The sequence below is a fragment of the Frondihabitans sp. 4ASC-45 genome (genome assembly GCF_049472575.1).
In the GTDB taxonomy this organism is placed as follows: Bacteria; Actinomycetota; Actinomycetes; order Actinomycetales; family Microbacteriaceae; genus Frondihabitans.
The window spans coordinates 12,299-35,037 of sequence record NZ_JBCEBN010000015.1 but is presented as its reverse complement, the minus strand read 5'-3'; the positions used below and the strand labels follow the sequence as shown (position 1 = coordinate 35,037).

Genomic DNA, 22,739 nt, shown 5'->3' with positions numbered 1-22,739 from the left:
TCGCCGTCATGAGTCGATTTTACTGAGACCGGCCGGGCGGCCGTTCTCGCCTCGCGCGAACTGGCTCAAGGCCTGCGGGCGGGGGATAGCAGCCCAAGAGCGGTTCGCTCTACCGTGAAAGTCCGCAGCGCTTAACCACCGCCGCGATGAACGGTGGCCTTGTCTGTCGGCAGATAAGGCCACCGTTATCCCCCCAACCTCGAGGTTGCTACAGACGTCGTCCTTGGTGATCAGCGCTGACGTGGTCGGCGAGTGTTCGGACACGGCTCTTGTGTCGATGCGGTTCCCGCTCATTGGTGTTGCCCTGGTGTCAGGGCACCGGGTTTTGGTGGGGATGCCCGTCGGGTTCGGGGACGCAGGCAAGTCCCGCTCCGCTGTTGGCGGCGAGCTCGAGCGAATGTATCCACGAAGGGTTCACCTGCGGTGTCTTGGACCCGTAGTACTTGAAAAGAAGCAGCGCCCCTGGGTGCACCCAGATCGACGTGCGGCTCTTGCCGGCCGACTGGTAGTCCTGCCACGAGAAGAAGAACGACTCGTGACGGTGCAGCTTGATGCCAATGACGATCTGGAAGTGCCTCAGCATTCTGTCGTCGAACTCGACTGAAGTCACTCGGTCATACGTGAACCTGCCCATGGTGTCACCTCTACACGTGGGTGCGCAGGACCCCAGCGGCCAGCGACACAGCCCAGGTCTTGTGTGAGCAGGAACCGAGATGAGTCACGGAACCACACCTGTAGGGCTGCCGCAAGGGTCCGAGGGGGCCCATTTTTTGTGTGCTGGGACAGATTCTCGGCCGAGCTGCGGTCAGGTTTGTGCCAGGTTCGTCACCAGGTTCAGGGTGGTGGCGATCAGGACGGTGCCGAAAAAGTACGACAGTAGGGCGTGGGGGAGTGCGGTGCGTCGGGTGCGGGTGTCGTCGGGTTCGACGTCCGGTGCCGAGTACGACATGCCGATGGTGAAGGCCAGGTAGGCGAAGTCGCTGTAGGTGGGAGGCGCCTCCTGCTTGACGTCGAAGCCATCGCGATCGTGGTCGACGTAGTAGATCCGGGCGTACTTCAGCGCGTACACCGTGTTCACGAGAGCCCAGGCGACCATCGTGGCGAGGATGCCCAGGACGACGGTGGCGACCGACACGGGGTCGCTGGCGTCGCGTGCCTGCACGAGCGCCAGCAGCATGGCCCCGACGCTCGCGAGGCACGCCACGACCAGGGCGTCGTCGGTGAGGCGCGAGCTGGACTCCTCGTTCGCGAGGCGCTCGGTGCCGACCGCGTCCTGTGGCCAGCAGGCCCGCCAGACGTGCACCAGGGCGATGAGGCCGGCGGTGCACCAGGCCGCCAGGGGGGCCAGCATCGGTGCACCGGCCAGCCCGACGCCCACGCCGACGGCGACCCCGATGGCGACGTAGAGGCCCGTCCGTCGGGGGGACAGGATGCGGTCGTCCATCGGGGCTCCTCGGTTCTCGGGCCGGTTCGGTCCGGTCCGGGGTCGGGTTCGGTCGGATCAGCTGGCCGACGGCACGGCGTCGGGGTGCAGGACGACCTTCGTCCAGCCCTCGTCGCGGGCGTCGAAGTGCTCGTAGGCCTGAGGGGCCTCCTCGAGGGACAGCTCGTGGCTGACGATCCATGACGGCGTCGCCTTGCCGCCGGCGATGAGGTCGCGCAGGGGCCGGTTGTAGCGCTTGACCGGGCACTGCCCGGTGCCCATTGCCTGACCGCGGAACCAGAACTGGCCGTAGTCGAACGGGATGACGCCCTGCTTCGCCAGCTCGTCCGGACCGCCCGGGTCCTGTGGCACGTAGACGCCCACGACGCCGATGTCGCCGGTGAAGCGGACGGACTGCACGAGCCGGTTCAGGGTCAGGTTCGGCTGCTCGGTGCCGTCGGGGTCGTGTGCCTGGTAGCCGACGCACTCGCAGCCGTTGTCGGCCCCGAGGCCCATCGTCAGGTCGAGGACAGCCTCGACCGGGTCGACCTTCGAGTCGTCGATCGCGATCGCCCCGATCTCCTCGATTGCGGCGAGCCGGTCGGGGTGCCGGTCGACGACCATGACCCTGCTCGCGCCCTTGATGATCGCCGAGTACGCGGCCATGGCGCCGACCGGTCCGGCCCCGTAGATCACAGTCTGGTCGCCGGGCTTCACGCGGGCCATCTCGGTGGCGTGGTAACCGGTGGGGAAGATGTCGGCGAGCATCACGTAGTCGGTCTGCTTCTCCTCGGCGTCCTCGCCGAGCCGCAGGCAGTTGAAGTCGCCCCACGGCACCCGCAGCAATTCGGCCTGGCCGCCAGGCCAGGGTCCCATGTCGGCGAACCCGAAGGCGGCACCGGCCCAGGCGAGCTCGGGCTGGGCGGTGAGGCAGTAGTTCGTCAGGCCCCGTTCGCAGTTCTTGCAATGGCCACAGGCCACGTTGAACGGCAGGACGACCCAGTCGCCGACCTGCACCTTGTCGACGGCCGAGCCGACCTCGACCACCTGGCCGAGGTTCTCGTGACCGAACCACCGGCCGGTCTCGAAATCGGTCCGACCTTCGTACATGTGCAGGTCGGAACCACAGATGTTCGTGCTGGTGATGCGGACGAGGACGTCGGTGGGGCGCTCGATGCGGGCGTCCGGGACGTCCTTCACCGAGACCTTGCGCGGGCCCTCGTAGACGACTGCTCTCATGATCTGTTTCCTTTCTTCGGTGACGCGGGCTTGTGGGGGAGGTGCGGGGCCGGGTGGCGGGGCGGTGCGGCGGGACGCCGGGAGGAGCGCGCGGGTTGCCGGGGAGGCGCGATGTCAGGTGCCGGGGCGGAAGACGGCGCGGACGCAGCCGTCGTCCTTGGTCTTGAACATCTCGTAGCCCTGGGGCCCCTGCTCGAGCGGGAGGACGTGGGTGGCGAGGTGCTCGGTGCTGAGCTCGCCGGCCGCGATGCGGTCGAGGATCATCGGGATGTAGCGGTGCCCGTGTTGTTGGGCGCCCCGCAGGGTAAGGCCCTTGTTCATGACGGCCCCGAGCGGGAACTTGTCGACGAGCCCGGCGAAGACGCCGAGTGCGAAGACGCTGCCGCCCTTGCGGCAGGCGTAGATCGCCTCGCGCAGCGCGGTCGGCCGGTCGGTCTGCAGTCGCAGCTGCTGTTTGACCTGGTCGTAGAGGTGTTGGGCGCCGGTGCCGTCGGCTTCCATCCCGACGGCCTCGATGCAGACGTCTGGGCCGCGGCCGCCGGTGCGCTCCTTGAGTTCGGCGAGGACGTCGTCCTGCGCGAAGTCGAGGGTCTCGGCACCGACGTGCTGCCGCACCTGGTGGAGGCGTTCGGGCAGCTGGTCGATGACGACGACCTGCTCGGCCCCGAGCAGCATGGCCGCGCGGGCGGCCATCTGGCCGACGCCGCCGGCACCCCAGACGGCGACGGTGTCGCCGGGGGTGATGCCGGCGAGGTCGGCGCCGGTCCACCCGGTGGGGGCCGCGTCCGAGGCGAACAGTGCTGCTTCGTCCGAGACGCCGTCGGGGACGGGGAAGGTGCCGTGGTCGCCGTAGGGCACCCGGACGTAGTCGGCGTGGCTGCCGGCGAAGCCGCCCAGTGCGTGGCTGTAGGCGAAGCACCCGCCGATGGGGGAGCCCCAGAGGGTCTCGGTGATGGCGGGGTTGGGGTTGCCGTTGTCGCACAGCGAGTAGAGCTCGTGGGTGCAGTACCAGCACCGGCCGCAGGCGACGAACGAGCAGACCACGACGCGGTCGCCGACCTTGCCCTTGCGGACGGCCGACCCGATCTCGACGATCTCACCCATGAACTCGTGGCCGAGGACGTCGCCCGAACGCATAGTGGGGATGTACCCGCCGAGCAGGTGGAGGTCGGACCCGCACGTCGTGCTGAGCTGGACCCTGACGATGACGTCCTGGTCGTTGAGGATCGCGGGGTCGTCGACGGTCTCGACCGAGGTCTCGTTGACGCCGGTCCAGGTGAGGGCCCTCACAGCAGTCCCTCCTCGTCGGCGTGCGCGGTGGCCCGGTCGACGACGGCGCCGGTGGGGGTGGCTTTCCGCTCTCCGTGGGGCGTGGGGTCGACACGCAGCACCTCGCCGGCCTCGATGACCTGCTTCGCCCGTCGGAGTGCCATGCGGATGGTCTTGGCGGCTTCGTCGGCGGACTTCTTAGAAGAGGCTGGCTGGCGGAGGCGGGCGCGCAGCTCGGTGCCCTTGTCGCCGGCGGCGGCACGCACTTCGACCTCGACGTCCTCGCCGAGGTCGGCCAGGAACGGCGGCTTGTGGCCGCCGGAGTACACGTCGTTGGGGTCGGCCAGGACGGTCACGGCCTGCCAGCGCGTCAGGGCCTCGCGCGGTGACCCGGCGCCCTCGTCCGGGCGGCGGCGGTGTCGTTGTCCGACGACGACGGCCGCGGCGGCGGTGGCAACGGCGGCGACGCCGGCGGCCCCGGCACCGGTCAGGCGACCGGCCATCAGGCGGCCCGCCACGGCGGGGGAGCGGGGGTGCCCCGCTGCTGATCGGTGGTGTTCATTACGACCTCCTCGGTTCGCGCGAGTGCGCAGTTCTCTAGATGGATGAGCGGGCAGCAGGGCCCTGGATCTGCCCACCTTGCCGACCGTTCGCCCCCAGTGTGCGCACGCACCCGACCGTGCCGTGAGACATCTTTTTGGCTCTTGACACCACCCCGACAACGCGAGTCATGTAACAAATCGGTGTAAAAAGCGCGAAGCGTGTCCGCGAACAAAGGGCTATTCCGCATGACATCAATATGGCCGTGTCCAGAGAAGGGGGCCTAGCCGAGACCGCAGGGACGTCGCGCCCTGGTTCATTCGCCGTTTTGACGTTGCGATAGGGGATCCATTAACGGACAGTGCCTCGTAGGCTTTTGCTGTGCATCCGCCAATCGATCCGTTCCGCTCAGGGCATCTGAGTCGACCAAATGGCGCGCGACTCCTCTGGGAAATCTCGGGTAACCCAAAAGGGCGCCCTGCTCTGTACCTTCACGGCGGCCCAGGCTCGGGGCTCGGGGCAGGCGGGTACCGGCGCCGTTTCGACCCGGAACGCCACCTCGTCGTCGGATTTGACCAGCGCGGCTGCGGACGCAGCACCCCGTGGGCCGCAGACGATCTCGCATCGCTCACCAACAACACGACGCGAGAGCTCATAGACGACATCGAGGCGCTTCGCGATCACCTCGGGATCGAGGCCTGGCTGGTGCACGGTGTCTCGTGGGGCAGCACACTCGCGCTCGCATACGCGCTTGCCCATCCGACCCGCGTCACTGAGCTGGTCCTTGTCGCTGTCACGACGGGCGCCCGTCGGGAGATCGACTGGATCACTGAAGGCGTGGGAGCTGTTTTCCCGGAAGCGTGGTCTCGTCTTGCCGAAGGCGTGCCAGCGGGCGTTCGCGTGATCGACCACTACGCGCGCCTGCTTCGCGACACCGATCCTGAGGTCCGGTTTGCAGCCGCCGATCGATGGGATGAGTGGGAGTCGACGCACGTCTCCCTTGATCCCAACTGGCAGCCCGGACTAGTTCATACGGACAATCGTCTCCGCGAGAACTTCGCCACGCTCGTCACCCACTATTGGTCCAATGACTGCTTCCTCGACAGGGACGAGATCCTGACGCGCGCTGGCGAACTTGCCGGTACGCCAGGCGTGCTCATCCACGGCCGACGAGACATCAGTGGCCCGACCATCACGCCTTGGCTCTTGCACCGAGCCTGGCCTGGGAGCCGTCTCGTGATCATTGAAGAGGAGGGCCATGGCGGCCCCATCGAAATGCAAACCGCGCAGGACGCAATTGAGGCCTTCACAGCCGCCCGATAGCCGATGGGCTACCGGCCCCGTGGAACGTCGTTGCCGCCCGTTTGTTCTCTGGCCCGCCAGTGAGTGCCCCATTCGGCTACCGCAGCTTTGTACGCGCTGATCGGCTGTCGATGCTCGACGGCTCTCTTTTCGCTGTCCCAAGCGACAATCCCGGCCGCGTGAAGATGCCGCCACATGTCGATAATTGAGTCAAGGCCCATGGGCCTGGGTGGAGGCACGGGGTCTGTCCGGAGGTACTCGGCCGCCGAGTAGATAGTGAATTCATCGCCACCATAGAAAATGACCGGAAATCGAATAGCTACAAGATCGTCAATCTCCACGTCGGGGTGTTGCTCTGAGTAGCTCGCGTACTCCCAGATGGGAACGTTTGGACGGTTCGGCGTTGCAGGCCCGGCGAGCGTACCGCCCGCGAGCGTCGAAGAACCAGGGCGCTGGGCCTCAAGCGAATCAAGGATTGCGAGACGCTCGTCCTCGGGCATGCCTTCAATATTCATCTCACGATCCTCCACCCGAAGTCGTCTGAGGAGCAGGGTTTTTTCCTCGGGCTACGGCGTCGGTTAGCCGATCGGCTATCGGACGTCGGCCCCGACAAATTCGAGGGCCATTGTGGCCATTTCTGTTACGGGCATGGTGCTGTCAAGCACGAGTCGTTCGTCACTGCGAGCTTCGTACTCAGCTCGCGTGGTTTCCACTTCGTCCCACGTCGGCAGCACGAATCCAGGAAGGTCGTTCTTGCGCTCTTCGACTCGGCGTCGGTGCTCGACGAGGTCAGGGCAGACGACCTCGATTACTCGTAGGGGAACACCAGCCATCTCGGCAGTCGACACCCAACCGGCCCGTGCGGGTTCACTTCCACTGACTGCATCCGCGATCACCGTTTGGCCCCGCATAAGATTCGGGACAGCGATCGCGTGCAAGGCCGAGTATGCGGCGATACCAGATTGCTCCCGAGGGATGCCGTACTTCCACATCGCCGCTTCGATCGCATCGACTCGCAGCATCGTCGACGGCACTCGATCCGCGAGTGCGGCTGACAGTGTGGACTTCCCAGAACCGGGTAACCCGCAGACCTGAATCAGCATCGGCAACTCCTTCGATAGGCCGTCGTACCTGTCTAGTGCCTAGGCGCGCGGTAGACCATCGTCTACCGGGCGGTTGCTCGTCGCCCAAGTGACGATTGGAACCGCGCGAGGTATCCGTCAGGGTCCTGGACAAGGAATTGACGCACGCCGGCCTCTTCCTCGCCGACGCCGTACCACTTTGTCTCGGGTTGCATGAAGAGCTCAACGCCAGCCTTTCCGAGGACCTGCGCCAACGCCTCAGAGTCCGGCACCGTTATCTGGAGATTCACCCCGCGACCGAGCGGGCGCTCGAGAGGCCCCGTGATCCAGTTGCGACCCACGCCTGCTTGTTCGAGCATTAGGTGCGCGGAACCGAGCGTGATGTACGCGAAGCGTTCCTCAGGGCGTGAGTAGGCGACGTCGAAGCCGCACAAGTTGGACCAGAACTCGATGCTCTGATCCAGGTCGGCCACGAGCAGTTCGGGAACAAGCGAGGGTTCGAGGGTTTCAGCCACCGGACCATCGTCGCAGTCCTCACCCTGCGGGCAGTCGTCCCCGTAGCGGATCGCTCACCGAGACATCCTTCGCGACTCTTACGCTTGCGGCATGGCACGACTGATCCGCTCCGCCCGGGCAAGCGACGTGCACGCTGTCGAGCGGATTGAGAACGACGCGGACCAGCTGCTGATCGATTACCTTCACGCCGACGTGTGGTCTACTGCCCCTCCTGGGATCACGCGACTCTCCGAGCCCGGCTTCCTGCTCGCCGTCGACGTTGACGGCGAGGTCGCTGGATTCGTGCAGGCGCTCGAGGTGGACAGCATCTGCCACCTGGAGCAGCTGTCGGAGGCGCCGGTGCTGCCGCGGCAGGGCCTGGGTCGAGCGCTCGTCGAAGCTGCGAAGGACCAATCTCGCGAGCGTGGCTACGAGCGCATCTCTCTCCGCACGTACGCAGGAGTGCCTTGGAATGCGCCGTTCTACTCAACAGCCGGCTTCGTGGAGGAAGACCCAGTCACCTCGTTCCATCGGTCACTACTCGCGGTCGAGGCCGAGCACGGCCTCGACCGGTATGGACGACGGATACAGATGGGTAGTGCTCCCGAAGCTGCTGTCCGAACCGATACATGTCGGTCCCCGGCGGCTGTTGCGCCTGTTCCGCGGTGAGGGTGTCGATCCGGTACTGGTGCACGGCCGTGACCGCGCCAGCCAACGGTGCGGCCGTCGGGTGATCGTCGAAGACGAACGTCGCGACACCGACCGCCATTGACTCGTTCCATCGAACGGTGGTGACCTTGTCTCCGCTGATGATCGCGTCATAGTGCTTCTTGTGGAAATGAATAGTGCGGACTGCGATCGGTCGTCCCTCCGCCTTGCCGGACGCCGCGGGAGAGTAAGAGCGGGCTCCGCGCCTCGACGAGTCACTCACGACCCACCGAGAGCCCGAGTGATGTCTCCCTCTGATGGGAGGGAGGCTTGCATTTCCGGCGGGAGGAGGTCGTAGGAAGATACGGCGACTGGGGCCCCGGCGCCGCCGAGTGAATAGCGAACGACGGCGTCGTTCTTGCCAGTGACGAGAAGTATTCCGACCGTGTCTGCATGCTGGGGGAGTCGGAGAACGTCATCGACGAGAGCGACGTAGAACCCGAGCTGGCCAGCGAAGGATGGTTCGAATTGTCCGGTCTTCAGCTCGACGACGACGTACCGCAGCTGAATGACGTGGAAGAAGAGCAGGTCGACGTAGAAGTCGTCCCCGTCCACGTCGAAGTGCACTTGGCGGCCGACGAACGAGAAGCCTGGGCCGAGCTCCCTGAGCGTCCCGATGATGCGGTCAACCATCGCCTCTTCGAGATCCCGTTCCTTCGAGTCGCCGTCGAGAGCGAGGAAGTCGAGGACGTAAGGATCTTTGGTCAGCTGCTGGGCCAGGTCCGAATCGGTCGAGGCAAGAGTTGTCTCGAAGTTGGATGGGGCTGCCGCGATCCGTTCATGTGAGCGGATGCGGATGTGATGGTCGAGAACGTTTCGCGACCAGCCCTGGGCGGCAGCCTGTCCGGCGTACCAATCGCGGGTTTGCTGGTCACCCAATCGGTCCAGGAGGACCGTGATGTGGCCCCACGGCAATTGGGCAACAGCCTGTTGCCCAAATTCCGAATCGAAGGGCCAAGCCTCGGCGAACGCTCGCATGTACCGCAGGTTCCGGCCCGAGAAACCCCGCATGTCCGGAAATTCCGCCCGCAGGTCATCTGCGAGGCGGGTCACGACCTTCGACCCCCACGCCTCCGACGCCGCTCGCGAGGACAAGCTGCGCCCGATGCGCCAATACAAACGAACCAGCTCCCGGTTCACCTGCCGCTGAGCGGTAAATCGAGCGGCCCGAACCTCCGCCTTGAGCTCAGTCAAAGTCGCGGCATAGTCAGACGGAATTAGGTCATCGGTCGTCACGCAGTCGACACTAGCGGCGACGAATGAGGCCAATCGGGCAACAAGCTGTTGCCCAGTCTTCAACAGCACTCACTCGGCGACACCAGGCAGAGCGCCCCTAGGATCGAGCCGTGGAGTCCAAACCCGCATCCGTCCTCAAAGCTCTTCGCGCTGAGATCATCGCCGGCAGTCTCGCCAGGGGCACGCGCCTCAAGGAGGATGCGATCGCCGAGCGGTTCGGGGTCTCCCGAGTGCCGGTCCGCGAGGCCCTCCGACAGCTCGAGACCGAGGGGTTCGTGGTCTCGGAGAAGTTCAAGGGTGTGAGCGTCGCCGATTCGTCGGCTGATGCGGTCATCGAGCTCATGCAGATCCGCCGTGCGCTCGAGGTTCTGGCTGCGGAGCTCGCGGCCGGACATCGAGGCGGAGACAGCGCCGACCTGCTTCGCGCGGTCATCAACGAGCAACGCTCCGACCAGGAGGTCGAAGTGCAGTCACCCCGCTTCACGTTCCACCGGCTGGTCGCACAGGCGTCCGGAAACGCCCACCTGGAGTCGATGATCGAGCGCCTCTTGCACCAGACCGCGTGGGCCTTCGAGCGCATCACCCAAGAAGAGGTGGCGGAAAGCGGCGGAGACCACGCCGCCGTGGCTCAGGCGATCCTCCGCGGGTCACCCGTTCAGGCAGGCCTCCTCATGGAGGAGCACCTGCGGCGCGACGAGGCGACTCTGAGCGCCCTCGGTAGCTGAACGTATACGAAACAAGGATCCCTGACGAAGACTTTTCGGAGAATCGGTGACTCCACCAGGCCTTGCGTGGGTCTGTAACAAAGCGTTTCTTCGACGAAACCAGCCGGAAACACCTTTTCGTATACAAAAGAGTGTCCGCACGATGCAGAACGAATTCTGGCATCGCAACCCTCTTTCCGCTGGAGTCACCCATGACTGCTGTAACGCGCACCACAGTTCCCCCAGGTATGACAGCTCCCACCGGCACCACACCTCCCACCTCCACGGCCGACACCAGCAACGGTGTCGCCTCCGCCCTCGACTCGATCGGCTTCACCCGCGCCCAGTTCGCGGTGCTGATGCTGATCCTCGCCGGAGAGTTCTTCGACACCCTCGAACAGAACTCCGTCGGCGCCATGGCCACCAACATCAAGGCGTCGCTCCAGATCGGCGACCTCCAGCTCACGACCATCAACACTGCAACCGTCATCGGCGGCCTGGTCGGACGCTTCCTCGCCGGCTGGCTGGCCGACAAGTACGGCCGTCGATTCTCGCTCGGCCTCAACCTGCTCATCTACACGCTCGGCGGTCTCCTGAGCGCTCTCTCGTTCAACTACGACATGCTCCTCGTCAGCCGCTTCATCGTCGGCATCGGCGTCGGCGGCGAGTTCATGATCGGCATCGCCATGCTCTCCGAGATGGTCGCCACCCGCTACCGCGGCGGCCTCATCGCCACGATCAACGTCGGCGCCGGAGGCATCGGTAACTTCATCTCGTACGGTCTCTTCCTGCTCCTGCTCGGACCCCTAGCGGTTCCGCTGGGCGGCGACGGCCAGGTGTGGCGCTGGAGCTTCGTGCTCCTCGCCCTGCCGGCACTGCTCGTCGTCCTCTACCGCCGCAGGCTTCCCGAGACGCCCCGCTGGCTGCTCTCCAAGGGGCGAATCGACGAGGCCAACCGCTCGCTGGCGATTCTCGCCTCCAACAGCCTGCGGCCTCCGGCCGACGCGAAGTCGCCGGTCACCTTGACCCCCGCCGACCTTCCCCCGGTCGCGCTCCACTCCTCGCCGGCGGCAGTGTTCCACCCGCTCGTCCTCAAGCGCACCATCGCGATCGGCGTCGCCTCCTGGATGGCGTTCGGCTCGCAGGTCACTCTGAACTTCCTGATGCCGACGCTGCTGGTTGAGCGCGGCTACACCGTCTCGCAGAGCCTGCTCTACACGATGATCATGAACATCGGCTCGCTGCTCGGCTGCACGGCGGCCGCCCTGCTCGCGAACCGGGTCGGGCGGCGGGCCATGGTCACGTCGGCCGGGATCCTCGGTTGCCTCACCGCCCTCGCATTCGCCGCCTTCGGCAACGACACCGGCGCGATCCTGGTGCTCGGCGCTCTCTTCCAGTTCTTCACGATGCTGACGAACACCACGCTCGCCGCGTGGACGGCGGAGGTCTACCCGACCGCCATCCGCGCTTCCGGTGCCTCGATCGTCAACGGCATCGGCAACATCGCCGGCGCGGTCATGCCGTTCCTCGCCATCGCGCTCTACGGGTCGTTCGCCTTCGCCGGCGTCTTCGGCCTCGCCGCCGTGATGTACGCCATCCTCGTCGTCGCCTCCCGATTCGCCCCCGAAGCTCGCGGTCGCTCGCTCGAAGACGTCAACGAGAACGCCCTGGCGACCAGCCGGGTCTGATCTCTCGGGCGGGTCGGAGCCTCCGACCCGCCCTTCCACCCCTCGATTCCTCTGGAGGAACACATGGACACCCTGAAGATCTCCGCAACAGCCAACGGCCTGAACTACCTGCCCGAGTACGTCGCCGATCAGGGCGGACTTTTCGCCGAGCGCGGCCTGAGCGTCACCGCGACGGCCTGCGACCCGTGGACGGGAGTGCTCGACGACATCGAGTCGGGTGCCGCCGACCTGGCCCTCGGAGGACTCTGGGTTCCCGCCATGTACGCGGGGACGTCTCGCAAGCTCAGCGTCGTCGGGCAGCTCAACCACATGTTCCCCATGACGATCGTGTCGCGCACCGAGACGGCACCGATCACCCTCGACCAGCTCGCAGGCAAGGTGGTCCTCGCCCCCGGGGCCGGCGGTAGTGCTCCCTACGAGTTCACCGCGGGCCTCATCCGCGAAGCGGGCTTCGACGTGTCAAAGACCCGCTTCGTCCGCGACCTCTCGACCGCGATGCTGATCGAGCTCTACCAGGGCGGCCTCGGCGACGCCATCATCCTCGACCTCGTCTCGGCCGAAGAACTCGTCGCGGCCGGCGGCGGCACCATCGTCTTCCGGCACCTCCAGTCGGGAGGCGTCATGCCCAACAGTGTCTACTACTGCCTCACCGAACGGGTCGAGGAGCTGAGCGACCGGATCGACCGCTTCATGGACGGCATCGCGGCCGGGATGACGAAGATCACGTCCCACGACGCCGACGTCGAGATCGAGGCGGTCCTCGCGGCTCGCTGGCCCGACAAGGATCAGGCGTTGCTGCGCCGTGCTGCCGATGAGATGGCGGCCGGAGGTGTCTGGGATTCCGCCGTCGTCGACCGCGACGCATCCGACCGATGGATGAGGATCCTGTTCGACGGAGGACTCACGACGCACGTCCCGACCCTCGACGAACTCGTCGGCGCGTACTCCGCCGTGAACGCCTGATGACCGTCGTCCTCGGCGCAGCGGAGATCGGCGCGGTCATCGGGGCGGTCGACGTCGTCGAGGCGGTCGAAGCTATCCACGCCGACCTGGGCTCCGGCAGCATGCAGCAGCCCGCGCCCGTCGCCCTGACCGGGGCCGACGACGCGCTCTTCCTGCCCATGGCGGTGCGCTCGGACCGACTCGGGCTCGTCGCGGTCAAGCTCATGGCCGACATCCCCGACAACGCCGATCGGGGGTTGCCGACGCAGCGCTCGACGATCCTCGTGTCGTCGTCGGTGACCGGGGAGTGCATCGCCGTGCTGGACGGCATGGCCATCACGCGACGGCGGACAGCTGCGGCCTCCGTCGTCGCCACCCGTCACCTCGCCCGCCCCGACAGCCGGACACTCGGCATCATCGGTGCGGGCAACCTCGCGATCGAGCACGCGAGGGCGTTCGCCGCCACGCGACCGTTCGAGCGGATCGTGCTCTGGTCGCGCTCCTCGGCCACGATCGATCGGTTCCTGCAGGAGGTCGGCGGAGATCTGCCCGGGCGATGCGTCATCGCCGCGGGGCCACAGGAAGTCGTCGAAGAATCCGACGTGCTCTGCACGCTGACCCCGTCCGTCGATCCGATCGTGCTCGGATCGTGGCTGCACGCGGGCCAGCACATCAACGCCGTTGGCGCCCGACCTCGACCGACCCACCGCGAACTCGACGGGCAGGCCATGGCTCGGGCCACCGTCTTCGTCGACAGCCGTGCGACCGCGCTCGCCAAATCGGGCGACCTGCTCCAGGCCGTAGCCGAAGGTGCGCTCAGCGCGGGCGCCCACTATGCCGAGCTGGGGGAGGTCATCGCGGGCACTGCGAAGGGCCGGACGAGCGCGGACGAGATCACCGTGTTCGACTCGGTCGGGCTGGGCGCGCAGGATCTGGCCGTCGCCGCTCGCGTCATCCAGCTTGCCCAGGACCGCGGTATCGGGACGCCCGTAGCGGTAGCGCCCGGATCCTCGGCCCCGTTCTCGACCCTGGCCGGGGCCGCCTCGTGATCCGCATCGCGGTCGTCAACTGCAACACGACCGAGTCGATGACCGAGACCGCGGCGGCACGCGCCCGGCTCGCCGTCGGCCCGGACGTGGAGATCGTCGGCATCACGCCCGCCTGGGGTGTGGCCTCCGCCGAGGGCTGGTACGACAGCTTCATCAGCGCCGCCGCAGTTCTGCAGACTCTCGAGAACCTGCCGGACGACATCGACGGCGTCGTCATGGCCGGATTCGGCGAGCACGGTCGGGAAGGAGCTCGCGAACTGCTGTCGATCCCGGTCGTCGACATCACCGAGGCCGCCGCCCACCTTGCGATGCCGCTCGGACGTCGATACGGAGTCGTCACCACGGTGCGGCGAGCCGTCGGACAGATCGAGGACAGCCTGACCACCGCCGGCCTCATCGACCGGTGCGCCACGATCGAAGACACCGGCCTCGGCGTGCTCGAGCTCGACGAGGATCCCTTCGCCACGGCTGAAGCGTTCGTCGCGGCCGGACAGCGAGCAATCGCGAAAGGGGCCGAAGTCATCTGCCTCGGCTGCGCGGGCATGGCCGGCCTCGAAGAGCACGTGCGGGACCGCCTGCTCGTGCCGGTCATCGACGGGGTCGCCGCCGCGTCGGCCCTCGTCGAGACCCTGATCCGCCAAGGGCTCTCAACGAGCAAGATCGACTCGTTCGCGTCTCCTCGGGCGAAGCGCCGCAGCTGGAGCGTTTAGCCGTGCGGGCTATGGGAACGATTTCGAGGGCTTAGAGAAACCGCGCTTTACATGCCCGGTGCAGCGATGATTTCAGGCGTAGTCACGGGGCCATCCCTTATTTAGTGTTCTCTCGGCAGCGGGGGCAACTCTCGGTGCGTTTCGGCGACCTGGGTCAGTTTCGCCGCTACGGGCATCAGCAAGCGCGATGTCATGGCTCTGTCGGCAAGTTTTCTGAGCCTGAGGCCGAGCTGGGTCTGAGGGTAGGCGAAGTTCTTCAGGCCGGCGGGAAGCTTTTGCACGTCGTCGACCAGGGGCCGCATCCAGGTGTCGTAGGACGAGAGCGCGGCGTCGAGGGATGTCTCCGAGTGGAGGTACGCCGCAAGGACGTAGCCGCTGGTGAGGGCGAGCGACGCACCGCCCCCACCCATGGGTGTGACGCACCAGGCAGCGTCACCGGCGATGGCGACCCGGCCTCTGTGCCACGTGGGCATACGGATTTGGGTGAGCTCGTCGATGTAGACGTCGTCGGAAGAATCCAGGGCGTCGAGGATGCGGGTGGTCTCCCATCCTGCCCCTGCGTACCGCGCACGAACCGTGGCCAGCATCTCGGTGCGGTCGAGGCCAGCGAGATCGCTGCCGGGGGAGTACGCGAGGATCGTTCGGATGGTGCCGTGGTTGTCCGGTCGCAGGTGAATCTGCCGTCCACCGACGGTGTTGTGCCACCGCCACCGGTCGTCATCGGAGGGCGTTCGGGGAATCGTTCCGAACACCATGGTGACGTCCAGGTCAGTTGCGTCGGCCTCTCCGCCGAAGACGAGCTCGCGGCTACTCGAGCGGACGCCCTCCGCGATCACGAGCAGGTCCGCCGAGAGGGACAGCCCGGCGCGAGTCGTCACCTCCACGTGCCCGGACCCGTCAGTGATGGATGTGATGGCATCGCCGTAGATGAAACTGACTCCGTCGGGGAGTGCGTCGAGGATGACGTGGGCGAGATCTCCGCGGAGCACCTCGAGCTCGGCCGTGGCGCCGCCTTTCCCGTCCTCGTTCGCGCTCGGGAGCTCGGCTGTCACTCGGCCGTTCTGGTCAACGATGACGGCGCCCGTCTCAGTGGTGTTCTCGGCCTGAACTGCTTCGAACAACCCCATCTTCGTCAGGACGTCGCGGGCGACACCGCGCACGTCGATGTTCTGCCCGCCTTCTCGGAAGGCGGGTGCGCGTTCGATGACGGTGACGCGCCAGCCCGTCGAGGCGAGCCAGAATGCCGCCGACAGGCCGGCGATGCTTCCCCCTGAGATGATTGCGTGGCGGTTGTCCATGAGGTCTCCTATAATCGCTTTAAAGTAAAGCTACTACACAGGAAGGTGTTTGTCGTGACGGATCCTCTGGAGGGAGCGTGGAAGCCAGGTCAGATCGCGGCGATGGATGCCCTTCACAATTGGGCGCTAGGGTTCGCCGAATTGAACCAACACATGTCTGATTGGATGGGACTTCCCACCTCCGATGCCAATGCCCTCGGTCAAATCGTCTGGGCGGCTCAGCAGAATCAGCCGCTGTCGCCGGCCAAGCTCGCTCGTCGAATCGGCATGACCACCGGGGCTGCGACAGTGCTGCTCAACCGGCTCGAAGCAGCCCATCTGATCGAACGCAGCCGCGAGCAAAGCGACCGGCGACGAGTTACTCTCCGCCCCACTCCCGAGGCGCGCGACAAAGCACGTTCGTTCACGATCGCCTCGAGTGAGGAGATCGCAGCCACCCTGCGAGACATTCCCGACAGTCAGCTCCTCATCGCGGCGCGAGTCATCAACCGACTCACCTCCGCCGCTCATTCGGCGAACAACCGGCTCAGCGAAATGGACCAGTTGAAAGACCTCCAGTGAAGTAGCTCTCCTGTCGCGGCCTGGCGTTCGTCGATGACGGGCAAGGGCTTGTTGTGGGGGAGGGCGGCAGGTACTGTCGCAGATTCAAGGCTCACCCGAAGAGTCGTAGCTGCGCCCGCGCGGCGCGAACGAAACGGGGAGCCATGACGAAGACAGGCACACGGACAACGCTCGCAGCACTGCTTGCGACTCTCGCATTGGCGGTTCTGCCCGCCCAGGCGGCCACGGCCGCGTCGACCGTTACCGCACCCACGGGCAGCATCGGCGTCCAGCTCGTCGATGTCGCCGGAAGCCCCCTCGCGCTGGCCGGGGCGACGGCGAGCGTCTACGTTCCCACCCCCGAAGGCGGCGGCTTCCGTCGGGCCACGACCGACTCCGCGGGTCGGGCAGTGATCGCCGACCTGCCGCCCACTCCTTACTACGATCTGACGATCGAACCACCGAGCGCAGGATCCGCCACCTACGCACCGACGCGCATCGACAGTGTGGGGGTCTCGGCCGGTATCAGCACAGCCGTAACGGCGGAGCTTGCGAGGGGTGCCACCGTGACGGGCACCCTCACCGGGCCGAGCGGAGCACCGCTCGTCGGCACCAAGGTCACCGTCGAGGGGATGAGCTACGTGTTCCCCGAGGTCGAGACCACCACCGATCAGACCGGGCGCTACACGTTCGTCGGACTGGCATCTGACGTCTACAAGCTCTTCACCGGAGACCAGAATTTTCGCACCAGCCTTTCCTGGATGACTCGCGTGTACGCCGAACGGCCGGGCGCCGCCCCGAGTCGCGTCGCACTCTCGACGCGGCTCATCCATACCGCGTACGACATCGGCGTCGGCGTCAACCCTCCGGCAGACGGAGCTGCGACTGCCGGTGCGACCGTGACCCTCACGAACGTCGCGACCGGAGCGACCTACGCGCAGCGCACCGGAGGAGTGGCCGGCGTCCTGCAGCCGGTGAAGTTCGCCGTGCCGACGGGCAACTACACGGTGAGTGTGCGCACGGTGGCGACCACGTCTACGCCCAGCCGCACCTGGTGGTACACCGGCCAGCTGACCCCGATGACGGCGGATGCCCGAGCGGCCGTGCCGAAGCGCGTCGAGTTCTCCAGTGCGGTCGGCCTCTATGCAAAAGTGCCCTGACGTGACCAGAGACCCTTTGTGGGGCCGTCATCGGGGAGGAGCGCGAGCTGCACTGCGGGTGCAAGGGCATTCGCCTAAAGGTCGTCGCCCACCGCCTGAGAAGTGAGCATGGTGAACGCCTTGACTCCTTTAGGGCGTTGCCGCGATGTAAACGGAGCTTTCCGCGCCTCACCGTTGACTGCAGGTGAACAAATGTGCACAACGATGCTCATCCAGGCGTGCGACGAACCTGTGCAGGGCAACTTCCCCGGCGGGGAACTCGCACGTATGTGCGGATGTGTTGCATCATGCGACCGAACCGTTTTGTATTCATAAGGAACCACAAGGTTCTTCTCAGTTCCGATTCAGAATGGTCTGGTCGGTCCCGACAATGAAGTAGGGAAAAGTGCACCTCACGAAACACAAGAGACCGCTGTTCTGGCTGGTTCTCTCTCTGGTCATCATGTTGGTCTCTTCGATTGGCGCCTCTATCGTGCAGACCGCCGGAGGAGCGGTCAAGATCCACGACATGAGCTGGGTGACCGGCTCGGGCAAGACCATGAGCGCTCTCCTGCTCGTCCCGGACGGTGCCAGCGCCGACGACAAGCGCCCCGCCATCGTGCTGGCCCACGGCTGGTGGAACAACAAGCAGATGCAAGACTCCAACTACGTCGAGCTCGCCCGCCGTGGTTACGTCGTTCTGTCTATCGACATGTACGGACACGCCTCATCCGACCCGTTGCAAGAGGGCCACGAGATGGACGCCGCCACCGGCATGTACGACGGAGTCAAGGAGATCGCCAGCCTGCCGTACGTCGACACGACGCGAATCGGCATCAGCGGCCACTCCAACGGAGCCCGTGCGGCCAACTTCGCCATTCCCATCGACGACAAGGCTGCGACCCCCCTCATCTCGTCGGTCTATCTCGTCGACAACGATCCGATCTACACGGACGAGACGGGTAAGTACGTTAACTACTACGGCGATCGCGACGTCGGAGTGCAGGCCGACCAGTACGACGAGTTCTTCTTCCGCAGCTACGACGCCAACGGGGTCGCACTCACCGCCCCGCGCGACTACATCGGCACCCCGAACGCCCAATCGTTCCTCCACTTCGGTGCCGACCCGTCGGGCCAGGCCGCTCGCAAGCCGTACACGACCTACACCCAGTCGGTCGATGGGCGGGATGCCGTCCGCGAGATCGACAACCCGGCCCAGACTCACCCCTGGGGGCCGTTCTCGAAGCAGGAGGTGACGTCGCTTCTCACGTACTTCGACAAGACCCTCGGGGCACCCACCGCCATCGCCCCGGGCTCGCAGATCTGGCAGCTGAAAGAGGGCTTCAACGCTCTCGGCCTCGTCGGATTCGGGATGTTCCTGATTGCCTTCGCCACCTCCCTCCTCGGCACCAGGGCATTTGCCGGGTTGCGGGCCGGCCCCGCTCCGGCGCTCGTTCCCCGCGAGGGACGGGGGCTGCTGTGGTTCTGGGGCAGCCTCGTCGTCTCGGCGATCGTGTCGGGTGTCAGCTATTGGATCATCAGTGCGAACACCGCAGTCGGTACCGTCAGCTTCCTCGGTGATCCCCCGATCAACCCGCAGGGTGCGGTGTGGATCATCGCCCTCTGGGCGGCCCTCAACGGCCTCGTCGCGATCGTCATCATGACGGTGTCGTACCGCGTCGTCGGCAGGCGCACCGGTGTGAGCCTCCGCGACATCGGCGTGCTGCCGGGCTGGAAGCGGTTCTGGCAGGGGATCCTTCTGGGAGCGATCGTGGTCGCCTCCGCGTTCCTGATCGTGTTCGTGCTGGCGTACTTCTTTACGACCGACTTCCGACTCTGGGTCATCGCGATCCCGACCTTCACGCCGAACAAGCTCGCGATCGCCGGCATCTACCTGCCGTTCTTCCTCCTGTACTTCCTGGCCAACTCGGTTGCCATCAACTCCTTCAACCGGTTCGCCATCCGCGGACGGGAATGGGGCAACACGGCAGTCCTCGCACTCGCTAACGGGATAGCCCCGATCATTCTCGTGATCGCTCAGTACTCGCACTTCTTCATCACAGGCGAGCTGATCTCCGGCTTCGGCGGCATCAACAGCATCTGGCTGTTCCCGATCGTCGTGATCCTGCCTGTCGCGGCTGTCGTCACGAGAAAGATCTACCGCGCGACCGGTAATCCGTACATCGGTGGCTTCATCATGGCCTGCGTCGTCACGATCGTGTCGGTCTCGAATACCTTGACCTACACGCGGTAGAGCCGTCCTGTAGCTGAGCAATCACAGAAAACCCCCGAGAAATCGGGGGTTTTCTGCTCGCCCTACTCCCAGAGCCGCCCCAGCGGGCTCGATGCGATGTGGTGCGTCAGGTCGGCGGCGTCGTCGTAGACAGCGGCGGCACCGGCCTCGAGCAGTTCGGCTCGTCCCGTCCCGCCCGAGCGAAGGGCTACGGTCGGCACGCCCGCTGCGGTAGCCGACTTGATATCCCAGACGGCGTCTCCGACCATGACCGCCGAGGCCGCCTCGACACCGGCACGCTCCAGGGCGATAGCGATGATGTCGGGTTCGGGCTTGGAGGTCTCCACGTCTTCGCCCGACGTCACCGCGTAGAGGAGGTCGTCGATGTCGAGCAGCTCGAGGAGGTGATCGAGTTCCTCCTGCGGAGCCGATGTCGCGAGTACGACGCGAGAACCCCGATCGGCGACAGCTTTGACCAGGTCTCGAGCGCCCGGAAGCAGTCGGAGACGCGGAGTCAGCTTCTGGAAGTGGGTCGAGTGCAGCTCTGTAGCTCTCGTCTTGACCTCGTCGGATTCATCTCCGATGAGCTGCGAGAGGAGCTCCGAGCCGTCGGCCCCGATAGCGCTCTGGATGCGCCACGATGGCACGCTGAGGCCGAGGTCGACGAAGGCGGTGTTCCACGCGTCGACGTGGAGGAAGTTCGAGTCGACGAGCGTGCCGTCGATGTCGAACAGGACCGCGTGCGCGGTGGTGTCATGTGCCTCAGTAATGGGAGCCTCCTGGTGTTCGGTGCGAGGTAAGAACGGGGATAGCTCGTGCTCACACGAAACAGCACACTCTTCTGGTCACAGTGGACGCGGTCAACCCCCTTCGGCCGGTTCGTCTGCGAGCGTACGGTCGAAGGGTGGCGACTCCAGGCCACGGCGACACGCTGGCGTCTTCGACGACTCGAAGAGGCGACCGCCCACCGGATCACGCGACCATGAACTCGCCCGGCTCCAGGGCGCGGCCGACGATCCGCACGTCGCCGATCGACCCGACGAACACCTGGTCGAGTACGCCGCCGTAGCGGTACCCGCCGAGCAGCCACGGCTTGCCGATGGTCATCAGCCCACGGTTGCGCGTCGACGGGTTTCTCACCACCGGGCATCCGTCGACGTACATCACCGTGTGTGACCGGTCGTTGACCACGGCGACGTGCCACCACTTTCCGAGCGGGAGCTCGTGCCCCCAGTTCGTCAGCGAGCCGTCCTGGCTTGCCGGATAGACGCACCACTGCAGCTCGCGGTCGCCCGAGAGGCTCAGCGTCACCGCGGGCTCGTCGGGGTCGCCGCCCGCACCCCGGGCCTTGCCGGCCTGGCCCGCACTCGAGAACTGCGAGAGCAGGGCGCTGAAGCCGTTTGCGCTGGGGTCGAATGTCGTCGGCAGGAAGAAGAACGCCTCGACGGTGTACCCGCCGGTGAAGCGCTGCTTGTTGATCGGCGCGGCGTTCACCGTCTGCAGATGCTGGCCAGCGGGCCTACCGCCCTGCAGCGCGAGGCTTCCCGCACCCGGCTGGTCGGGGTGGTGGTCGGTCGACCAGCGCAGCGCCCCCGCGACGGCGCCGGCCCGCGGGGCCACTTCGAGGTGGTTCCCGTGACCGCTCTGGTCGCGCACTCGCGTCGACGAAGCGAGCGCGGCACCATCCGAGTGGCCGTCGAAGCGCCAGTACGCGAGGGTTCCCGGCACCAGCATTCGAGCCGCCGAGCGAGAGGGGCGTGGCGCGATCGGCGCGAAGCCGGCGAACCGGGCGTCGAAGTCCACCTCCATGGTGAAGCGGTCGACGTCTCCGCTGAGCGTGAGCTCCTGCGCCGCGAGCTCATTGGAGGCGCCGAGGCCGCCGCCGAGCAAGAAGGGAGACAGGGTCTCGACGTCGATCACGTTCCGTTCGAGATCGACGTGATAGAGCCGGATCATTGCCGCCCCGCCGTAGTAGCGGTTCTGATAGTTGGTCAGGTGCAGGGCGACGTCGTGGCCGGCGGCGTTCCGCTTCGTGGTGCGCCCCGGCCCCCAGTAATGGCCGTTGAGGGTGAGGAACACCTGGTCGTGGTCGGCGATGAAGTCATCCCAGAGCTGCTGCCCGTAGGCGTCGAACGCGGCGCCTCCGGTCGGATCCGAGTCGACGAGCGTGTGCGTGGTGAGGATCACCGGCGAGTGCGGTCGTGCCGCCAAGACCGAGCTGGCCCAGGCGAGGCCGCTCGCGCTCGTCCGCCAGTCGAGGGCGAGGACGATCCATTCGCGACCGGCCGCGGTGAAGCGATGCGCACTGTTGTAGCCGTCGGGGCTCGACCCGATCCAGCCCGGTGCTCGCCGGAATCGCTTCGGGCCGAACACGTCGAGGTAGGGCGTCGGGCCGCGCTGGTCGGTGGTCGAGGAGTCGATGTCGTGGTTGCCGGCGAGCACGCTGTAGGGCGCGTGCGCTCGGTCGAGCACATCGAAGACCGCCCCGGCCGCCGTCATCTCGGACGCCGCTCCGTTCTGGGTCAGGTCGCCGAGGTGCACGAGAAAGACGGTGTTGTGACGGGCCTGCTCGCGAACGACGTACTCGAGCGAGGCGCGCATCGGCGCCTCGTCGACCGCCGCCCCGTCGAACATGTACTGGGTGTCGGGCATCACCGCGACGGTGAAACGCGGGGAGGTGGTGTCCGGCTTCCAGCGTCCCGACTTTCCTGACGCGGCCGTCTGAGTCGAAACCGCTGAGGCGGTCAGCGGCAGGGCCGCGCCGGCGATCGGGGGGAGCGGTGCGGCGACAGCGGGCGCGCTCTGCAGAGCGTTCGCTGCAGCGAGGCCGGCAGCACCGGCTAGGCCGGAACCGACGAGGAAGCCGCGGCGGGAGAGGGGCGTGTGCTCGGGATCACGGGGCGAGTTCTTCACAGCGCCGGACGATAGCGATCGGCGCGGAACGACACGCGACCACGTGGTGAACACGAGTCGTCCCGTTCACCGCAGGGCAAGGTGTGGCAACGCCAAGGATCCGCGGCACGTCTCACGGACTGAGCCTCCGGGCGGAGTCGGCCTGCGTCGGCTGAACTACGCCGACGACGCTTCTGAGTTTTACTTGATTTTCGGTGACGAGTCCCCCACTATGGGGACACGAGTTGTG

Annotated in this window: 22 protein-coding genes and 1 pseudogene; 10 read left to right on the top strand and 13 right to left on the bottom strand. The window is 66.2% G+C overall.

What is annotated here, in order from left to right; genetic code table 11:
• Nucleotides 1-310: 310 nt before the first annotated feature.
• From VH571_RS16455 to VH571_RS16435, 5 genes are all read right to left on the bottom strand, one after another.
• Entirely contained in the window at nucleotides 311-634 is a 324-nt protein-coding gene (locus tag VH571_RS16455) for an ATP-dependent DNA ligase (RefSeq protein ID WP_423265502.1), read from the bottom strand.
• Between the two features lie 171 nt (nucleotides 635-805).
• Nucleotides 806-1,444 (bottom strand): DUF1345 domain-containing protein, encoded by a 639-nt coding sequence (locus tag VH571_RS16450; RefSeq protein WP_423265501.1) that lies wholly within the window; start codon nucleotides 1,442-1,444, stop codon nucleotides 806-808.
• Between the two features lie 57 nt (nucleotides 1,445-1,501).
• The gene (locus tag VH571_RS16445; RefSeq protein WP_194602132.1) at nucleotides 1,502-2,662 is read right to left on the bottom strand and encodes a glutathione-independent formaldehyde dehydrogenase; all 1,161 of its coding nucleotides are present in this window, start codon (nucleotides 2,660-2,662) and stop codon (nucleotides 1,502-1,504) included.
• A gap of 114 nt (nucleotides 2,663-2,776) precedes the next feature.
• Nucleotides 2,777-3,952 carry a zinc-dependent alcohol dehydrogenase gene (locus VH571_RS16440; RefSeq protein WP_423265500.1) on the bottom strand — a complete coding sequence of 392 codons (1,176 nt, stop codon included), beginning with the start codon at nucleotides 3,950-3,952 and terminating at the stop codon, nucleotides 2,777-2,779.
• On the bottom strand, nucleotides 3,949-4,449 hold the full coding sequence (locus tag VH571_RS16435; RefSeq protein ID WP_423265499.1) for a hypothetical protein: 501 nt from the start codon (nucleotides 4,447-4,449) through the stop codon (nucleotides 3,949-3,951). The genes VH571_RS16440 and VH571_RS16435 overlap by 4 nt, the downstream gene beginning before the upstream one ends.
• Nucleotides 4,450-4,852: 403 nt before the next feature.
• On the opposite strand from VH571_RS16435, the gene pip reads away from it, so the two are divergent.
• Nucleotides 4,853-5,794, top strand: a complete 942-nt coding sequence (pip, locus tag VH571_RS16430; RefSeq protein WP_423265498.1) for a prolyl aminopeptidase — start codon at nucleotides 4,853-4,855, stop codon at nucleotides 5,792-5,794.
• An 8-nt stretch (nucleotides 5,795-5,802) separates the two neighbouring features.
• On the opposite strand, the gene VH571_RS16425 is transcribed toward pip, so the two are convergent.
• From VH571_RS16425 to VH571_RS16415, 3 genes are all read right to left on the bottom strand, one after another.
• Nucleotides 5,803-6,288 carry a hypothetical protein gene (locus VH571_RS16425; RefSeq protein ID WP_423265497.1) on the bottom strand — a complete coding sequence of 162 codons (486 nt, stop codon included), beginning with the start codon at nucleotides 6,286-6,288 and terminating at the stop codon, nucleotides 5,803-5,805.
• Between the two features lie 75 nt (nucleotides 6,289-6,363).
• The gene (locus tag VH571_RS16420) at nucleotides 6,364-6,876 is read right to left on the bottom strand and encodes an AAA family ATPase (RefSeq protein ID WP_423265496.1); all 513 of its coding nucleotides are present in this window, start codon (nucleotides 6,874-6,876) and stop codon (nucleotides 6,364-6,366) included.
• A 62-nt stretch (nucleotides 6,877-6,938) separates the two neighbouring features.
• Complete coding sequence (locus VH571_RS16415; protein ID WP_423265495.1) at nucleotides 6,939-7,370, bottom strand: bleomycin resistance protein; 432 nt, start codon at nucleotides 7,368-7,370, stop codon at nucleotides 6,939-6,941.
• A gap of 91 nt (nucleotides 7,371-7,461) precedes the next feature.
• Here VH571_RS16415 and VH571_RS16410 point away from each other — a divergent pair, with 91 nt between their 5' ends.
• Nucleotides 7,462-8,019: a GNAT family N-acetyltransferase gene (locus tag VH571_RS16410; protein WP_423265494.1), complete on the top strand. Its 558-nt coding sequence runs from the start codon at nucleotides 7,462-7,464 to the stop codon at nucleotides 8,017-8,019.
• Here VH571_RS16410 and VH571_RS16405 read toward each other — a convergent pair.
• Both VH571_RS16405 and VH571_RS16400 read right to left on the bottom strand, forming a co-directional pair.
• Nucleotides 8,000-8,281: pseudogene (locus VH571_RS16405) on the bottom strand (hypothetical protein); the annotation flags it as partial. The gene VH571_RS16410 and the pseudogene VH571_RS16405 sit on opposite strands and share 20 nt — an antisense overlap.
• Nucleotides 8,278-9,294, bottom strand: coding sequence for a PDDEXK nuclease domain-containing protein (locus VH571_RS16400; protein WP_423265493.1), 1,017 nt, complete (start codon nucleotides 9,292-9,294; stop codon nucleotides 8,278-8,280). The gene VH571_RS16400 and the pseudogene VH571_RS16405, both read right to left, overlap by 4 nt.
• A gap of 110 nt (nucleotides 9,295-9,404) precedes the next feature.
• Here VH571_RS16400 and VH571_RS16395 point away from each other — a divergent pair, with 110 nt between their 5' ends.
• The 5 genes from VH571_RS16395 to VH571_RS16375 all read left to right on the top strand — a co-directional run bounded on the left by VH571_RS16395 (nucleotide 9,405) and on the right by VH571_RS16375 (nucleotide 14,387).
• On the top strand, nucleotides 9,405-10,019 hold the full coding sequence (locus tag VH571_RS16395; RefSeq protein WP_423265492.1) for a GntR family transcriptional regulator: 615 nt from the start codon (nucleotides 9,405-9,407) through the stop codon (nucleotides 10,017-10,019).
• A gap of 227 nt (nucleotides 10,020-10,246) precedes the next feature.
• Nucleotides 10,247-11,686 carry an MFS transporter gene (locus VH571_RS16390; RefSeq protein WP_423265490.1) on the top strand — a complete coding sequence of 480 codons (1,440 nt, stop codon included), beginning with the start codon at nucleotides 10,247-10,249 and terminating at the stop codon, nucleotides 11,684-11,686.
• A 63-nt stretch (nucleotides 11,687-11,749) separates the two neighbouring features.
• Nucleotides 11,750-12,649, top strand: a complete 900-nt coding sequence (locus VH571_RS16385; RefSeq protein ID WP_423265489.1) for an ABC transporter substrate-binding protein — start codon at nucleotides 11,750-11,752, stop codon at nucleotides 12,647-12,649.
• Nucleotides 12,649-13,677 carry an ornithine cyclodeaminase family protein gene (locus tag VH571_RS16380; RefSeq protein ID WP_423265488.1) on the top strand — a complete coding sequence of 343 codons (1,029 nt, stop codon included), beginning with the start codon at nucleotides 12,649-12,651 and terminating at the stop codon, nucleotides 13,675-13,677. The genes VH571_RS16385 and VH571_RS16380 overlap by 1 nt, the downstream gene beginning before the upstream one ends.
• Nucleotides 13,674-14,387 (top strand): aspartate/glutamate racemase family protein, encoded by a 714-nt coding sequence (locus tag VH571_RS16375; protein ID WP_423265487.1) that lies wholly within the window; start codon nucleotides 13,674-13,676, stop codon nucleotides 14,385-14,387. The genes VH571_RS16380 and VH571_RS16375 overlap by 4 nt, the downstream gene beginning before the upstream one ends.
• 101 nt (nucleotides 14,388-14,488) lie before the next feature.
• On the opposite strand, the gene VH571_RS16370 is transcribed toward VH571_RS16375, so the two are convergent.
• The gene (locus VH571_RS16370) at nucleotides 14,489-15,685 is read right to left on the bottom strand and encodes an FAD-dependent monooxygenase (RefSeq protein WP_423265486.1); all 1,197 of its coding nucleotides are present in this window, start codon (nucleotides 15,683-15,685) and stop codon (nucleotides 14,489-14,491) included.
• Between VH571_RS16370 and VH571_RS16365 the strand changes: the two genes are divergently transcribed.
• The 3 genes from VH571_RS16365 (at nucleotide 15,671) to VH571_RS16355 (ending at nucleotide 19,618) form a co-directional block, all read left to right on the top strand.
• Nucleotides 15,671-16,246: a MarR family winged helix-turn-helix transcriptional regulator gene (locus VH571_RS16365; RefSeq protein ID WP_423265485.1), complete on the top strand. Its 576-nt coding sequence runs from the start codon at nucleotides 15,671-15,673 to the stop codon at nucleotides 16,244-16,246. The two genes, VH571_RS16370 and VH571_RS16365, sit on opposite strands and share 15 nt — an antisense overlap.
• Before the next feature lie 143 nt (nucleotides 16,247-16,389).
• On the top strand, nucleotides 16,390-17,385 hold the full coding sequence (locus VH571_RS16360) for a carboxypeptidase-like regulatory domain-containing protein (RefSeq protein ID WP_423265484.1): 996 nt from the start codon (nucleotides 16,390-16,392) through the stop codon (nucleotides 17,383-17,385).
• A gap of 385 nt (nucleotides 17,386-17,770) precedes the next feature.
• Nucleotides 17,771-19,618, top strand: a complete 1,848-nt coding sequence (locus tag VH571_RS16355; RefSeq protein WP_423265483.1) for an alpha/beta hydrolase family protein — start codon at nucleotides 17,771-17,773, stop codon at nucleotides 19,616-19,618.
• 62 nt (nucleotides 19,619-19,680) lie between these two features.
• Here VH571_RS16355 and VH571_RS16350 read toward each other — a convergent pair whose 3' ends face one another.
• Together VH571_RS16350 and VH571_RS16345 are read right to left on the bottom strand one after the other, a co-directional pair.
• The gene (locus VH571_RS16350) at nucleotides 19,681-20,331 is read right to left on the bottom strand and encodes an HAD family hydrolase (RefSeq protein ID WP_423265514.1); all 651 of its coding nucleotides are present in this window, start codon (nucleotides 20,329-20,331) and stop codon (nucleotides 19,681-19,683) included.
• Nucleotides 20,332-20,569: 238 nt separating this feature from the next.
• Nucleotides 20,570-22,510 carry a LamG-like jellyroll fold domain-containing protein gene (locus tag VH571_RS16345; RefSeq protein ID WP_423265482.1) on the bottom strand — a complete coding sequence of 647 codons (1,941 nt, stop codon included), beginning with the start codon at nucleotides 22,508-22,510 and terminating at the stop codon, nucleotides 20,570-20,572.
• Nucleotides 22,511-22,739 lie beyond the last annotated feature (229 nt).

Excerpts from the sequence above, each read along its gene's own strand:
- VH571_RS16445 (WP_194602132.1), bottom strand. The coding sequence starts at position 2,662 with ATGAGAGCAGTCGTCTACGAGGGCCCGCGCAAGGTCTCGGTGAAGGAC.
- VH571_RS16370 (WP_423265486.1), bottom strand. The coding sequence starts at position 15,685 with ATGGACAACCGCCACGCAATCATCTCAGGGGGAAGCATCGCCGGCCTG.
- VH571_RS16380 (WP_423265488.1), top strand. The coding sequence starts at position 12,649 with ATGACCGTCGTCCTCGGCGCAGCGGAGATCGGCGCGGTCATCGGGGCG.
- VH571_RS16450 (WP_423265501.1), bottom strand. The coding sequence starts at position 1,444 with ATGGACGACCGCATCCTGTCCCCCCGACGGACGGGCCTCTACGTCGCC.
- VH571_RS16410 (WP_423265494.1), top strand. The coding sequence starts at position 7,462 with ATGGCACGACTGATCCGCTCCGCCCGGGCAAGCGACGTGCACGCTGTC.
- VH571_RS16390 (WP_423265490.1), top strand. The coding sequence starts at position 10,247 with ATGACAGCTCCCACCGGCACCACACCTCCCACCTCCACGGCCGACACC.
- VH571_RS16455 (WP_423265502.1), bottom strand. The coding sequence starts at position 634 with ATGGGCAGGTTCACGTATGACCGAGTGACTTCAGTCGAGTTCGACGAC.
- VH571_RS16420 (WP_423265496.1), bottom strand. The coding sequence starts at position 6,876 with ATGCTGATTCAGGTCTGCGGGTTACCCGGTTCTGGGAAGTCCACACTG.
- VH571_RS16425 (WP_423265497.1), bottom strand. The coding sequence starts at position 6,288 with ATGAATATTGAAGGCATGCCCGAGGACGAGCGTCTCGCAATCCTTGAT.
- VH571_RS16385 (WP_423265489.1), top strand. The coding sequence starts at position 11,750 with ATGGACACCCTGAAGATCTCCGCAACAGCCAACGGCCTGAACTACCTG.
- VH571_RS16360 (WP_423265484.1), top strand. The coding sequence starts at position 16,390 with ATGACGAAGACAGGCACACGGACAACGCTCGCAGCACTGCTTGCGACT.